This is a genomic window from Kineosporia sp. NBRC 101731 (genome assembly GCF_030269305.1).
Classification (GTDB): Bacteria; Actinomycetota; Actinomycetes; order Actinomycetales; family Kineosporiaceae; genus Kineosporia.
Window position 1 is genome coordinate 126,018 of sequence record NZ_BSTC01000011.1, and the last position, 12,243, is coordinate 138,260.

General features: G+C 66.6%; 20 protein-coding genes. All 20 read left to right on the forward strand.

Features of this window, described 5'->3' with window-relative positions; all coding sequences use genetic code 11:
• The first annotated feature begins 196 nt into the window (after nt 1-196).
• The 20 genes from QSK05_RS26355 to QSK05_RS26445 all read left to right on the forward strand — a co-directional run bounded on the left by QSK05_RS26355 (nt 197) and on the right by QSK05_RS26445 (nt 12,190).
• Entirely contained in the window at nt 197-439 is a 243-nt protein-coding gene (locus QSK05_RS26355) for a hypothetical protein (protein WP_285600023.1), read from the forward strand.
• On the forward strand, nt 436-1,230 hold the full coding sequence (locus tag QSK05_RS26360) for a phage antirepressor KilAC domain-containing protein (RefSeq protein ID WP_285600024.1): 795 nt from the start codon (nt 436-438) through the stop codon (nt 1,228-1,230). Before QSK05_RS26355 ends, QSK05_RS26360 begins: the two co-directional genes overlap by 4 nt.
• Nucleotides 1,230-2,333 carry a phage Gp37/Gp68 family protein gene (locus tag QSK05_RS26365; protein WP_285600025.1) on the forward strand — a complete coding sequence of 368 codons (1,104 nt, stop codon included), beginning with the start codon at nt 1,230-1,232 and terminating at the stop codon, nt 2,331-2,333. The genes QSK05_RS26360 and QSK05_RS26365 overlap by 1 nt, the downstream gene beginning before the upstream one ends.
• Nucleotides 2,330-2,707, forward strand: coding sequence for a hypothetical protein (locus tag QSK05_RS26370; RefSeq protein ID WP_285600026.1), 378 nt, complete (start codon nt 2,330-2,332; stop codon nt 2,705-2,707). Before QSK05_RS26365 ends, QSK05_RS26370 begins: the two co-directional genes overlap by 4 nt.
• Nucleotides 2,704-3,054 (forward strand): hypothetical protein, encoded by a 351-nt coding sequence (locus tag QSK05_RS26375; RefSeq protein ID WP_285600027.1) that lies wholly within the window; start codon nt 2,704-2,706, stop codon nt 3,052-3,054. Before QSK05_RS26370 ends, QSK05_RS26375 begins: the two co-directional genes overlap by 4 nt.
• The gene (locus tag QSK05_RS26380) at nt 3,051-3,356 is read left to right on the forward strand and encodes a hypothetical protein (RefSeq protein WP_285600028.1); all 306 of its coding nucleotides are present in this window, start codon (nt 3,051-3,053) and stop codon (nt 3,354-3,356) included. The genes QSK05_RS26375 and QSK05_RS26380 overlap by 4 nt, the downstream gene beginning before the upstream one ends.
• Nucleotides 3,357-3,393: 37 nt before the next feature.
• Nucleotides 3,394-5,037 (forward strand): DNA cytosine methyltransferase, encoded by a 1,644-nt coding sequence (locus QSK05_RS26385; RefSeq protein WP_285600029.1) that lies wholly within the window; start codon nt 3,394-3,396, stop codon nt 5,035-5,037.
• 196 nt (nt 5,038-5,233) lie between these two features.
• Nucleotides 5,234-5,527: a hypothetical protein gene (locus QSK05_RS26390; protein ID WP_285600030.1), complete on the forward strand. Its 294-nt coding sequence runs from the start codon at nt 5,234-5,236 to the stop codon at nt 5,525-5,527.
• Nucleotides 5,524-5,769: an FDXHR family putative zinc-binding protein gene (locus QSK05_RS26395; protein ID WP_285600031.1), complete on the forward strand. Its 246-nt coding sequence runs from the start codon at nt 5,524-5,526 to the stop codon at nt 5,767-5,769. Before QSK05_RS26390 ends, QSK05_RS26395 begins: the two co-directional genes overlap by 4 nt.
• Entirely contained in the window at nt 5,766-6,404 is a 639-nt protein-coding gene (locus QSK05_RS26400; protein ID WP_285600032.1) for an HNH endonuclease, read from the forward strand. The genes QSK05_RS26395 and QSK05_RS26400 overlap by 4 nt, the downstream gene beginning before the upstream one ends.
• Nucleotides 6,401-7,417 carry a hypothetical protein gene (locus QSK05_RS26405; protein WP_285600033.1) on the forward strand — a complete coding sequence of 339 codons (1,017 nt, stop codon included), beginning with the start codon at nt 6,401-6,403 and terminating at the stop codon, nt 7,415-7,417. The genes QSK05_RS26400 and QSK05_RS26405 overlap by 4 nt, the downstream gene beginning before the upstream one ends.
• 65 nt (nt 7,418-7,482) lie before the next feature.
• On the forward strand, nt 7,483-7,869 hold the full coding sequence (locus tag QSK05_RS26410) for a hypothetical protein (RefSeq protein ID WP_285600034.1): 387 nt from the start codon (nt 7,483-7,485) through the stop codon (nt 7,867-7,869).
• Nucleotides 7,866-9,245, forward strand: a complete 1,380-nt coding sequence (dnaB, locus tag QSK05_RS26415; protein ID WP_285600035.1) for a replicative DNA helicase — start codon at nt 7,866-7,868, stop codon at nt 9,243-9,245. The genes QSK05_RS26410 and dnaB overlap by 4 nt, the downstream gene beginning before the upstream one ends.
• Nucleotides 9,246-9,698: 453 nt before the next feature.
• A complete protein-coding gene (locus QSK05_RS36470; RefSeq protein ID WP_352302760.1) occupies nt 9,699-10,052 on the forward strand; it encodes a DUF2493 domain-containing protein in 354 nt (117 codons plus the stop codon).
• A gap of 586 nt (nt 10,053-10,638) precedes the next feature.
• Nucleotides 10,639-10,770: a hypothetical protein gene (locus QSK05_RS26420; protein WP_285600036.1), complete on the forward strand. Its 132-nt coding sequence runs from the start codon at nt 10,639-10,641 to the stop codon at nt 10,768-10,770.
• Nucleotides 10,770-10,934 (forward strand): hypothetical protein, encoded by a 165-nt coding sequence (locus tag QSK05_RS26425; RefSeq protein ID WP_285600037.1) that lies wholly within the window; start codon nt 10,770-10,772, stop codon nt 10,932-10,934. Before QSK05_RS26420 ends, QSK05_RS26425 begins: the two co-directional genes overlap by 1 nt.
• Nucleotides 10,934-11,194, forward strand: coding sequence for a hypothetical protein (locus QSK05_RS26430; protein WP_285600038.1), 261 nt, complete (start codon nt 10,934-10,936; stop codon nt 11,192-11,194). The genes QSK05_RS26425 and QSK05_RS26430 overlap by 1 nt, the downstream gene beginning before the upstream one ends.
• Nucleotides 11,191-11,604 carry a hypothetical protein gene (locus tag QSK05_RS26435; protein ID WP_285600039.1) on the forward strand — a complete coding sequence of 138 codons (414 nt, stop codon included), beginning with the start codon at nt 11,191-11,193 and terminating at the stop codon, nt 11,602-11,604. Before QSK05_RS26430 ends, QSK05_RS26435 begins: the two co-directional genes overlap by 4 nt.
• Nucleotides 11,604-12,038: a LexA family protein gene (locus QSK05_RS26440; protein WP_285600040.1), complete on the forward strand. Its 435-nt coding sequence runs from the start codon at nt 11,604-11,606 to the stop codon at nt 12,036-12,038. The genes QSK05_RS26435 and QSK05_RS26440 overlap by 1 nt, the downstream gene beginning before the upstream one ends.
• Nucleotides 12,035-12,190 (forward strand): hypothetical protein, encoded by a 156-nt coding sequence (locus tag QSK05_RS26445; protein ID WP_285600041.1) that lies wholly within the window; start codon nt 12,035-12,037, stop codon nt 12,188-12,190. The genes QSK05_RS26440 and QSK05_RS26445 overlap by 4 nt, the downstream gene beginning before the upstream one ends.
• Nucleotides 12,191-12,243: the final 53 nt, after the last annotated feature.

A 12,243-nucleotide genomic window follows, 5' to 3' on the forward strand; every position in this document is an offset into this window, starting at 1 on the left:
GCTGGACACGCTGGCCCTCGGACCCCTTACACAGGAAGGGGGTGTTGCCGTGCTTAACGCTACGGCCACTCCACCGCGCGTCAACAAACGCCGATACAGTGGCACCTGCAACAGGTCCCGCGACTGGGCCGTCCACGAAACACTCGCCCACATCGCCCGTGGCGACAAGCCCGCAGACGTGCCGACACTGCTCGGCATGAGCTTGCCCGCCGTCTACGAGGCACTCCGCCGCTCCGGCGAGACCGACATGGCACGCATCATCCGCGAAGACCACCGCGACGCGGCCGAGTTTGATCCTGCCACGATCCGCACCATGGCCCAGCAGCGGCTCATCGAACGTGCCGAAGACGCACAGGCCGACGCCAACGAAGACCCGGCCCCCACCGGCCGCTGGGTGAAGATGCCCTCCGGCGTCCGGAAGTGGGTGTCGGCACGATGACCCTCGCCGAAGCCAAGACGTCGCCGTTCGTCTTCAATGGCAGGGAAGTGCATGCCTTCAACGGCTCCGACGGGAAGCCGTGGTTCTGGGCGGCGGACGTCTGCCGCGAGCTCGAAATCAAGAACATCAGCGACGCCGTAGCGAGCCTTGATGGGGACGAAAAGGGTCTCGCCACTGCCGATACCCCTGGCGGCAGCCAGCAGGTTCGCATCATCAACGAGCCCGGCATGTGGTCTCTGGTTCTCCGCAGCCGCAAGCCAGAGGCGAAGGCGTTCAAGCGCTGGATCACACATGAGGTGATCCCCGTCCTTCGGGTGCACGGTGCGTACTCGATCCCGGGCCAGCGTCAGTCTCCCGTCCTGCCCAGCCGCCGGGAGCTGGCTCAGATGGTCATCGAGGTCGAGGACGCCCTAGCGGCGTCGGAGCAGAAGGTCGCCAAGCTCGAACCGAAGGCTGCATACGTCGACCGGGTAATCCTCGTCGAGGGCGATCTGTCGGTGCGGGACACGGCGCAGATCCTCAAGCGCGACCATGGTCTCGATGTTGGCGAGCATCGCCTCTTCGCCCGGCTGCGCGAGTGGAAGTGGATCGGCGCCGACCGTCGCCCCTACCAGCGGTACATCGAATGCGGCTGGCTCTCCGTCAAGGAACAGAGCTACGAGCACCCCAAGACGGGCGAGCGGACTGCCGCTTCTCCTCAGGTTCGCGTGACCGCCCGCGGACGCCTTGAAATCCACCAGCGACTCGCGGCTGGCCAGACCGCCCTCGAACTGGAAAGCGGTGCTCTCTGATGTCGACGAACACGAAGATCGAATGGGCCACGAAGTCCTGGTCTCCCGTTCTTGGCTGCGACCGGGTTTCGCCGGGATGTGATGGCTGTTATGCCATCCGCACGGTCCACCGCCTCGCGCACAACCCGAGCCCGAAGGTCGGCCCGCTGTACGTTGATTTGACCGAGCGCCGGGATGGGCGCCTGGACTGGACGGGGAACATCCGCACGATCCCTGAACGCTTGAACGACCCAATCGAGTGGCGCAAGCCGCAGCGCATCTTCGTGAACTCGCAGGCCGACCTGTTCCACAAGGACGTGCCCCAAGACTTCATCGTCAAGGTGCTGGCCGTGATGGCCATGGCGCCCCAGCACACGTTCCTGGTGCTGACGAAACGCCACGCCCGCATGCGGTCAATCCTGTCGGACCCGGCATTGCAGGCGGACGTTCAGGCCGAGGTGCGTCGAATGCACGCCGACCGGGACTGGGGCGAGCCGTTGCAGAAGCGGTGGCCGCTGCGGAACCTGCATCTCGGCGTCTCGGTCGAGGACCAGCACTGGGCGGACATCCGTATCCCTGCCCTGCTGGCCACGCCGGCCGCGGTTCGCTGGATCAGCGCTGAGCCACTTCTGGGGCCAATCGATCTCGATCTGCCGCGGTGTGACACCCATGGCCGGGATGAAATTCACGCCGACCAGAACGGTCAGCAGTGGTGCACCGACTGTTCCGCCGACGGGTTCGGCGGCGAGCTGTCTTACGGGCACTGGCTGACCCTTGACGGCGGCCTGGATGGCGTAATCGTCGGCGGCGAGTCAGGCCCGGCCGCGCGGCCGATGAACCCCAACTGGGCCCGCTCGCTGCGAGATCAGTGCGACGAGTACGGCGTCCCCTTCGCCTTCAAGCAGTGGGGTGAGTACCGACCGCTTGCGATGGGGCCGCTGAGCGTTCGGGAAGAGACGACTCCCCGGGACGTGTGGATCGACAACGCTGGGACGGTTACTCCGAACGTCGATCCGTGCGTCGTCGAACTGGACGCCCGCGTCATGCGCCGCGTCGGGAAGAAGGCAGCGGGCCGACTGCTGGACGGGCAGCTCCACGACGAGTACGCGGCGGTGGCGGTATGAAGGCCACCCGCACCGCCCGTAGAACGTTCTCCTGCGACATGCGCCGGGACGTGTGCAATGGCATCCGGAAGGGCGTCCGCTACCAGTACGAGACGCTCCCGCCGGGCGGGGAGCTCGGGTTCGCGAGCTGGACTGTTTGGCGAGCGTGCATGGCTTGCGTCGAGGACCGCCGCGAAGAGGGCTACCGGTGGATCCGGAACAACTACGGCGTGGATGCCTTTCACGGCGGCGAGGTCGCGTTCGATGGCCGGAATGGCTCGTTGGTCGGCACATTCGGCAGTCACCTGCTGGTCCTGCTGGACGGCGACGAGAAGCCCGTCCAGGTGCACCCACGTGACGCCGGCCTGGTCTACATGGTGGAGGCGACGGCATGACGAAGCTGATGCCGTACGAGATCAGTGACGACGGGCGAACACTTCTGATTCGCATGCCCAATGGTGACGGAATCCTGACGACGACGTTCCGCCGCGACGAGGGCATGCCGTGGACCGAACAGGACATCGTGGAGGCAATGGCCTCCGTGATGGCCAAGGTGAACATGGCGCCGGGGCAGGAGAACACCCACCGCCGCATCAAGGTCGGCCCGTACGCCATCTACGCGTCCCTCATGACGGGCCCGCCCACGTGGTGGGTGCCGCAGGTGTCGGTGAAGCGGGAATTCATGGTCGGGTGGCTTCGTGCCGCGCTGGCGATCGCGGTACGGCGAGAGGACGCCCTGTGACCCGCGTCCTCGACGGCACCCCATCCGTGCGCAACATGCACGGCACGTGGACCATCGAGCAGGCCGCCTGCATCCTCAACGCCTCCGGCCTGTACGTGACCGTCCGCGACCTCCACGCCGCGTTCCGCCAACACGGCTGGATCCGCGGCGCCCACGTCGACCGTGAAATCACCAGAGCCGCATGGACATACCTCGACCAGGACGCCGACCACCTCGTCATCACCGGCCCCGGGATCGCCGAAATCCACAAGCGGCTCGGAGGAACGAAACCCATCAAGGTGCACTGCCAGGTGATCCGGTGAGCGCCGGCCGACAGACCACGAACAGGGGAACAATCTGATGCTTCGACTAAACGACTGGTTCTGCGGTGCTGGTGGGGCCACCCAGGGCGCACACACTGTCCCCGGGGTCGAACCCGTCCTCGCCGCCAACCACAACGAGCAAGCCATCGCCACGCACTCGGCAAACTTCCCGGACGTCGAGCACTTCAGAGGCGACATCAAGGACCTCGACGTGGCCGGGCACCCGTACGCGGAGATCTTCTGGGCCTCGCCGGAGTGCACGAATTGGTCCGTGGCCAAGGGAAAGAAGGTCGACTACGACGGCAGCAAGCAGCCGGGTCTCTTCGGTGACACGGAGATCGAAGACGACGTCATGCGGTCCCGGGCGCTCATGCAGGACGTCATCCGCTACCTCGAAGGCATGGACCTCCGGCAGCAGCCCGTGCTGGCCGGCGTCGTGGAGAACGTGACGGACATTCGGAAGTGGGAGCACTGGCACGCCTGGCGGTCCCGGATCGAAAAAATCGGCTACCGGACCCGCCTGATCGCGCTGAACAGCATGCACGCCGAGTCGACCAGGGCACCCCGGGCCCCGCAGTCCCGCGACCGCCTGTACCTGGCCTACTGGCACACCAAGATCGGTCGCGATCCCGACTGGGACCGGTGGCTCCGCCCGTCCGCGCACTGTCCGACCTGCGACCGTGACGTCGCGGCCGTGCAGTCCTGGAAGAAGCCGGGCACCGACATGGGCCGGTACCGGCAGCAGTACGTCTACCGGTGCCCAACCGTCTCCTGCCGTGGACAGATCGTCGAGCCCGTCTTCGTCCCGGCCGCTGCGGCCATCGACTGGACGCTGCCCGGGACGCGGATCGGCGACCGGGCCAAGCCGCTGGCGGACAAGACGCTCGCACGGATCCGGGCCGGGATCGAGAAGTACGCCCGGCCGATCAGCCTGGAGGCCGCAGGCAACACGTTCGAGCGCCGCCCGGGCGTCCGGACCTGGCCGATGGACGAGCCGCTGAAGACGCTGCACACGTCGGCATCCAAGGCGCTGGCCGTTCCCCCGATGCTCATGCCCGCAGGCGGCACATGGAACGACACAGGACAGCCGCTCTCCCAGCCGATGCGGGCGCGCACCACCCGGGAGACGGAAGGGGTCCTGGTTCCACCGCTTCTCGTGCCGGTCGAGGGGCGCGACGGTAAGCAGGCGGGCGCCGTGGCCGAGCACCTGCGGACAATGACGACCCGGAACGAGACAGGCCTCCTCATCCCACCGTTCATCACCGAGCTGCGCGGTGGCGGCTCCGATCACCGGCCCATCAGCGAGTCCCTGGCCACGATCACGGCGTCCGGGAACCATCACGGGCTCGTGACCATGCAGGCGTGGGCCGCGATGTACGGCTACGACAGCGGTGCGCTCCGCAACCACCACCAGATGCCGATGCCGACTCAGACCACGGTCCAGGGCGACGGCGTGCTGACCGGCCAGGGCCTGCCCGCGGTCGAAGACTGTCTCTTCCGAATGCTCGAACCCCACGAGATCCACGCCGGTATGGCGTTCGTCCCGGGCTACATCGTCCTCGGCTCCAAGCGCGACAAGGTCAAACAGCTGGGCAACGCGGTCACCCCACCGGTGGCCGAGGTGCTCGTCTCAGCGCTCGTCGAGTGCATCAGCGGCGAGCCGATCGAGCGCGCAGCATGAACGTCGAGCAAGGGTCGGTCGTCTGGTAGCCACGCAATCAACCCACGCCATCAGAGTTGGATCAGTAGCCAATGGGATAGGATCAGAAGCGGCTCAGAAACGAAACTGCGACCCCCTCATTCCTTGGCCGGAGCGGGGATCGCAGCTGAGGCACCACCGAGCAGGCCCATGTCCATGCACCACTACAGGAGGTCTCGTGTCTGAGGCTAGCAACGCCCGCAATGCCCGCGCAGTAAGTGAGCCCATTGAACGCGGGCAGGGGGTGAAACTCACCGAACAGCCCTACAGCCAGCACGACGTCGATCGTTTCCTGACCACCGGCACTGGCTACCTCGGGCCCGCCGAACGTCGAGCAGTCATCTGGCGACTCCTCGAGGATGGCGGAACACCCGCAGGGGTCGCCCGTCGGGTCGGATGCTCCGCACTGACCGTGCGTCGAGCCCGCCAGGCCCTCATCGAGGCGCGCGGGGACATGGCGGTGGCGTCATGAGTCAGCTCATCTTCCACGGCGCCTGTGGCCAGTCCTGGACCGGCCTGACTCGCGCGCACTGCTCGGGTTGCCACGAGGTCTTCGTCTCGTCGGGGTTCGACAAGCACCAGCGCATCAACGGCGGCAAGGTTACCTGCCTCCCGCCGGCCGACGTCGGCCTCATCGCCCGCGAAAAGCCCTGGGGCGTCCTGTGGGGGATGCCCGGTGGGTATTGGGATGACACCGAGGGCGGTGACGCATGAGCATTCGAAGTATCCCCATCGCCCTACAGCGTGACCCCGAGTTCGGCCGGCTTAGCATCGGGGCCCAGTGGGCATTGTTCAGCCTCACCGCGTCATTCGACCTGAAGGCGGACGGCGTAGCTGTGCTGACTGCGCGCCGCTGGTCGGGCACCTGGTCGACTCACGCCTCCGAGGAGGGCATCGTCTCAGCCCTTGCCGAACTGGAACTGTCGGGTTTTGTGAGGGTGGATGACGAGGAAGGCGAGGTCTTCCACGCGAAGTACTACGAGTGGCAGCGACTCGGGGCCCAGCCTCGCCGAGTAGCTGGCGCCTGGGACCTGCTCGCGAGGCGATCGCCCGTGATACGTGAAGTAGCCCAGGACACCCTGCTTGCCGAAGTGGCTCGGGCGAGCAAGAACGCCAAGCCGTTGGCCGAAGGTCGGAAGTCGGTCTTCGAGCGGGACAGCTGGCGCTGCGTTGCCTGCGGCTGGGGGTTGGGCGACGACATCCCCCTCACCGCCACGGGCCGCCCGCTGCACCGCGGCCTTGAGGTGGACCATGTCTTCCCGAAGTCAAAGGGTGGCGTGGATGGGCCGGAGAACTTCCAGACGCTCTGCACCTCTTGCAATTCCAGCAAGGGTGCGAAGCTCCGGTGAGCGCGCACCTACTCATCGTCGCTGGCTACATGGACATCCCGGAGAAGCACAAGCTGGCGCTGATGAAGATCTGCGACAGCGCCGATGACGGATCCAGGATCGGCTACCCGGGACTGGATGCCATTCGCGCATGGACCGGGGCTGCCAGGTCGCAGGCACTGGCCATCCTTGTGGACCTTCAGAAGTGGGGCCTGCTCATGCAGGTGGAGCAGGGGCACCGAGGTCGCCGCGCGTCCTACAAGGTGTTCCCGGACGCCGGCGACGAGAAGGGGTCGCTGTCGGTCCGACGGGGCGGAGTTTGTCCGGGGGCGGACGCGTTCAAGGGCAGCCCTGGCATCCCTAAGGAGGAGGAACTGGCGCACCGGCTGGCGTCGGCGGACACGCGACGAGCGACTGAACGCAAGGCGAAAGGGTCCAGCCCAGACCGGACCCTTTCGGTTGCCAATGGGTCCAGCCCAGACCGGACCCATTCCGAGGTAAAGGGTCCAGCCCAGACCGGACCCTTTCTAGGCGCAAAGGGTCCGGCGCAGGGCGAGAAAGGGTCCGGAATTTTCGACAAAGGGTCCGGCCCAGACCGGACCCCTTCGGTTCCTTACTTCGGAACTACTACTTCTTCACAAGCCGCTGACGCGGCTTGGGCTGACGACGAACCCAGCGACGGCCTCTTCGAAATCGCCCGCCCCGATCCTCCCGAAGCAGCCCCCGCCCAGGTTCTGGTGGCCGCCTACTGCGATGCGGTGGAAGCCAGTGGCGGCATGCACACCACGTCGATGCGCGGAGCTATCGGCCGCCATGTGAAGCGACTCATCAAGGATGACGGCATCGATCTGCCGGTGCTGCTCGTCGCAGTCCAACGCGCTGGCGCGGCCAGAGCCCGCGACGTCGACCGCTTCCTCGGGGAAGCCCACGACACGTACGCGAAGAGCGACCAAGCACGCCGCGCAATGTTCGCCGCATGGGAACGACTCTCACACCCGGCGGCAACAGCAACCATCCGCCAGATTGGAGCCTGACCATGAACCTCCCCGAAACGGCCCGCCTCTGTCGGGTCATTGCGCAACTTTCCCCGTCACAGAAGATGGACGAGGAGACCCCGAAATTCTGGGCGGTGCCGCTGGGAGACATCGAGCTGCGTGAGGCGCTGGATGCCGCCGGCTCCCTGATCCGCCAGCAGCCCTACATCGGCGTTCACGACATCTGCGCCGAGGTTGAGCGCATGCGCCAGGAGCGGGCCGCCGACAACCTGCCGGCCCCGAACGTGGACCCCGATGACGTCGTGGCGTATCTGGCCGAGCAGCGCGCCCTGGCCGCGGCTGACGTGAACGGGCGCCTGGACCGGGAGGCCTACGAGGCGGGTGGCTTCACGCTGACCGGCGCAGCGCCGTGGGTGGCTGCGGGCGAACTTCGACAGCATCGCCAGGTCGACGTGTCCCGCATCGGCGCCCTGCCGGGAGGCGCCCGGTGAGCATCCACGAGATTCCCCGACAGTCGGACGGCTGGGACTTCGAGGCCCGCCGCCCGCCGCAGGATGTCGCGGCGGAGCGGTCGGTGCTGGGCGGCATGCTGCTGTCGAAGGATGCGATCGCTGATGTCGTCGAGCAGATCCGCGGCGTGGACTTTTACCGTCCGGCCCATGAGGCGATCTTCGATGCGATCGTCGGGCTGGAGAGTCGCGGTGAGCCGGCTGATGCGGTGACGGTGGCTGACGAGCTGAAGAAGCGCGGCGACCTGGACCGGGTCGGTGGCCCGGTGTACGTGCATGACTTGATCGCCGGTGTGCCGACGGCAACGAACGCGGGCTATTACGCGCGGATCGTCGCGGAGCGTGCCGCGTTGAGGCGCCTGGTCGATGCCGGGGCCCGCATCTCAGAGCTGGGCTATGGCGGATCTGACGGCCGCGGAGGAGGTGAGACGAAGGGAATCATCTCCGAGGCGGTTTCGACGCTCCAGGGCGCCACCGAAGGCCGCTCCCGCGATGAATACGTCCGGCTGTCGGAGATCCTGGGGCCAGCCGTGGACGAGGTGGAGGCGGCGAGCCATCGCGGCGCTTCGCTCACGGGGGTTCCGACGGGGTTCGCCGACCTCGACGCTCTCACCCATGGCCTGCACCCCGGGCAGATGATCGTGATTGCTGCCCGTCCGGCTCAGGGGAAGTCGACGTTCGGTCTAGACCTCCTTCGGTCGGCGTCGGTCAAGCATGGTCTGACGTCGGTGATGTTCAGCCTCGAGATGGGTCGCACGGAGATCGCGCACCGCCTCATCTCGGCGGAGTCTCGGGTTCCGTTGCAGAACATCCGCAAGGGGCAGATGCGCGAGCAGGACTGGACGCGCATGGCTGATGCGGTGCGCCGGGTGAACGGCGCCCCGTTCTTCGTTGACGACAGTCCGAACCTGACCCTGATGGACATCCGGGCCAAGTGCCGGCGGCTGAAGCAGAAGCACGACCTGAAGTTCGTCGTGATCGACTACTTGCAGCTCATGACGTCCGGCCGCCGGGTCGAGTCCCGTCAGCAGGAGGTATCTGAGTTCTCGCGTTCCATCAAGCTTCTGGCGAAGGAGCTCCAGGTTCCGATCGTCGCGCTGAGTCAGTTGAACCGTGGGCCGGAGCAGCGCAGCGACAAGAAGCCCGCGATGAGCGACATTCGCGAAAGTGGTTCTGTGGAACAGGATGCCGACGTGGTCATCCTCCTTCACCGTGAGGACGCGTACGAGAAGGAGCACAAGCGGGCGGGTGAGGCTGACTTCATCGTCGCGAAGCACCGCAACGGGCCGACGGACACGATCACCGTGGCGTTCCAGGGCCATTACTCGCGCTTCGTTGACATGGCGCAGCCGTCGTGAACCCCCGTCATACGGCCCAGCCGGCGCCGTGTCGTGGCCGTCGTGCTGCGTCGTCTGCCCCGCCGGTCGCTGAGGCCGTGTGTGGTGCTGTGGGCGCCTGCCTGGCTCTGGCCATGCTGGTGTCGGGCGGGTGGCTTGCGGTGGCTGCGCTGGTCGCTGTGGCGGTCCTGGTGGGGCTTGTTGCGGTGGTGGTCCGGTGGCCGTGATTGCGTTGCTCATGTGGGCCCTGACGGTCGGCTATTGGCTGGGGCGTTGGCGGCCCTTGCGGTGGGCTCGGGACCGTACGGAGCGGTGGCTTCGCTGGGGCTGGCCGCGGTGGATGCCTTTGTGGCTGGTGGCGTTGACGTGGTCGGTTCTGCATCCGGTGCGCGCTGTTCGGGCTTGGCGGCACCGGCATGATCCGCCGCGGCCGAGGATGTCGACGGAGAGCTTGTTCAAGGGTGGTGGATCGTGATGCGGATTCTCGTTACGGGCTCTCGGGATTGGACCGATGAGGATGTCGTCTACGAGGCGCTGGTGACGTACTCGTTGCCGGGTGACGTGATCGTGCATGGTGCGTGCCCGACGGGCGCTGATGCGTTCGCGGATCGGTGGGCCGTGTCGAACGGTCGGGCGGTCGAGCGGCACCCGGCGTTGTGGCGGGTGCACGGGAGGTCCGCTGGGCCGATACGGAACCAGCAGATGGTCGCGCGTGGGGCTGAGGTGTGTCTGGCGTTCCCGCTGGGTGTCTCGCGTGGGACTCGCGGGTGCATGGCTATGGCTGGGGCTGCCGGGATTCCGGTCAAGATTTTCGAGGGGGAGCAGTGACGTTGACCCGCACCCGGCTCAAGCCTGGTCGCCGTGAGCTGACTGCGGCGCAGCAGGAGGGCTACGACGAGGTTCACGCCAGGTCCGCGCAGGTGACCCTGGCCGAGCTGCGGAAGGCTCGGGGTGCGGGGGAGGATGTCGAGGCCCGGGACGAGATCCTGGGGACGGGCCGTGGGGGTGAGTTCTCGCACCGCCGGGACGCTTCCGACTCGCAGGATCAGGACGGCGGATTTCAGCCCTGGAACGGCTTGTGGGTCTCGCGTGCTGTGCACGATCTCCTTCATCGGGACTTCGCTTTTGCCCGTGCGGGTGGCTGGCGGTTGCGGTCGTGGGAGGACCCGAGCCTGGTTCCGGTGTGGCTCTCGCTGCCTTACCCCAGGTGGTGGTGGATTCGGCCGGCGCCTGATGGTGGCCCGCATTTGATTGTGGAGTGTGAGCGTCAGCCGACACGTCCTCGTCTGCCGTTTGAGTCATCCGTTCGACCCATGCCTGAATAGTTGGATCAGATCCTACGAAGATGTTGCGCCATCGCTAGTGGGATGACATCCTATTGATGTCGGACCAAGAACTACTCGGGGGAGTAACGATGACCACCACCGCCAGCGAAACCATCCACACCTGCGGCGCACCGATGCTCTTCCCCGGACAGGCACTCACCCCCTGCACAGCACCCGTCGCGTTCGACGGCGACCGCTGCGACGGACACGAGGGCTTCTGATGGGCGGCAACTGGTGGGACGACGCAGCGCACGCCGAAGCGTACGAGGCAGAGAGCGACTTCGACCCCCGGGAAGACGCCATCCCCGACCCCCGCGAACTCGCCACCCTGTCCGCCTGGGACACCCGCCCCGCCACGAACACCAGCACGGAGGTGCCGTTCTGATGACGACGACCACACTGCCCGACACCATCCAGTCGCTCCTCATCCGCCAGATCGGCGCCGGGGACACCCTGGACGCCATCGGAACCCTCCAGATCGCGACCCTCGCGTTCGACGAGCTCGACACCCTCGACTGCGACTACCACCAGGGTCCCGTCCCGGCGGTCGACCTGGCCTGGTGCGACGCGTGCGTCTCGAACGTGTGCGAGTCCGAAAACTGCCAGCACGACCACGAAATCCAGCACGAAGGAGGGAACCTGTGACCGACACCCTGACCCGCACCGACCAGCTCGTCCTGAACTGGTACACCGACCACAGTCCAGTCCCGCTCGGCGCGGACACTGTGTCCGGGATCGACATGACCGCGGACCAGGCCGCCGCGGTGATCCGCGAGTGGGGGTACTCCAAGCGCAACGCTCGCGCCACCGACCCGTACACGGTCATCGCGACCACCGTCGACGGCACAGGCCGCGAAACGATCTGGCGGGGCCGCCTCCCCGAGCTCGCCGAGAAGCACCCCAAGGTGAGCGCCCTCCTGGACGAGTGGGCGGACCGTCCACTGTCGGTCGAGCAGCACCGTCTCCTCGGGATGATCCTGCGCTTACTCACCGACGGGCTGCCGGCTGACGAGGCCCTTAACGAGCTTCTAGCGACCGCAAAGGTGGACTCCTGATGTTTCCTCTGGCCAAGCGGTTCTGGACGCGCGTGGATGACGACACGGTCGTGGGGAACGCGTGGGGCCTGAACCCGATCGCCATGCGCGTCCTTGACATCGACCCGAACAGTTCGCAGCCGCTCTCGCCCGCTGAGAGAGACGAGTTCATCCGCCTGTACCTGCGGTGGGCGAATCGCCTCGGGGACCCTGAGATGTCGCAGGCACAGCGGCGGATCATCGACTTCTGTCGCGCCGAGTACGCCGAGACCGGTCACTTCCCGGAGCCCGGCGAGATCGCGAAGAGCTTGTCCCTGGACAAGTCCACCGTTCACCTGGGCCTGAGGTTCTTCGCCGAGCAAGGAGTGATTGAAGCGTCAACGACGGGTACGCGCATCAAGCGGCGCATCCCCGACCCGCGCACTGCCGAGGAATTCGCGCAGGAACCGGCATGAGCTTCCTCGTCGCCTCCCTGGCCCTGTTCGCTGGCCTGACTCTCCTGGGTCTGGCCGCTACGTACATCCCCCTGCCGGAGTACTCGTTCATCGCCGGTGGAGTCCCGGTGCCGTACCGGGACGACCGAAGCACCACGCCCACCACCCGCTGAAACCCACCACACATTGCGTGTCCACGCCGTGGATGCGTACACCCTGCACGCCC

What these genes read in the sequence shown, in the direction of transcription:
- QSK05_RS26355 (WP_285600023.1), top strand. Translation starts at nt 197, where the DNA reads ATGAGCTTGCCCGCCGTCTACGAGGCACTCCGCCGCTCCGGCGAGACC.
- QSK05_RS26385 (WP_285600029.1), top strand. Translation starts at nt 3,394, where the DNA reads ATGCTTCGACTAAACGACTGGTTCTGCGGTGCTGGTGGGGCCACCCAG.
- QSK05_RS26370 (WP_285600026.1), top strand. Translation starts at nt 2,330, where the DNA reads ATGAAGGCCACCCGCACCGCCCGTAGAACGTTCTCCTGCGACATGCGC.
- QSK05_RS26395 (WP_285600031.1), top strand. Translation starts at nt 5,524, where the DNA reads ATGAGTCAGCTCATCTTCCACGGCGCCTGTGGCCAGTCCTGGACCGGC.
- QSK05_RS26445 (WP_285600041.1), top strand. Translation starts at nt 12,035, where the DNA reads ATGAGCTTCCTCGTCGCCTCCCTGGCCCTGTTCGCTGGCCTGACTCTC.
- QSK05_RS26365 (WP_285600025.1), top strand. Translation starts at nt 1,230, where the DNA reads ATGTCGACGAACACGAAGATCGAATGGGCCACGAAGTCCTGGTCTCCC.
- QSK05_RS26410 (WP_285600034.1), top strand. Translation starts at nt 7,483, where the DNA reads ATGGACGAGGAGACCCCGAAATTCTGGGCGGTGCCGCTGGGAGACATC.
- QSK05_RS26425 (WP_285600037.1), top strand. Translation starts at nt 10,770, where the DNA reads ATGGGCGGCAACTGGTGGGACGACGCAGCGCACGCCGAAGCGTACGAG.
- QSK05_RS26420 (WP_285600036.1), top strand. Translation starts at nt 10,639, where the DNA reads ATGACCACCACCGCCAGCGAAACCATCCACACCTGCGGCGCACCGATG.
- QSK05_RS26430 (WP_285600038.1), top strand. Translation starts at nt 10,934, where the DNA reads ATGACGACGACCACACTGCCCGACACCATCCAGTCGCTCCTCATCCGC.
- QSK05_RS26375 (WP_285600027.1), top strand. Translation starts at nt 2,704, where the DNA reads ATGACGAAGCTGATGCCGTACGAGATCAGTGACGACGGGCGAACACTT.
- QSK05_RS36470 (WP_352302760.1), top strand. Translation starts at nt 9,699, where the DNA reads ATGCGGATTCTCGTTACGGGCTCTCGGGATTGGACCGATGAGGATGTC.
- QSK05_RS26360 (WP_285600024.1), top strand. Translation starts at nt 436, where the DNA reads ATGACCCTCGCCGAAGCCAAGACGTCGCCGTTCGTCTTCAATGGCAGG.
- QSK05_RS26440 (WP_285600040.1), top strand. Translation starts at nt 11,604, where the DNA reads ATGTTTCCTCTGGCCAAGCGGTTCTGGACGCGCGTGGATGACGACACG.
- QSK05_RS26400 (WP_285600032.1), top strand. Translation starts at nt 5,766, where the DNA reads ATGAGCATTCGAAGTATCCCCATCGCCCTACAGCGTGACCCCGAGTTC.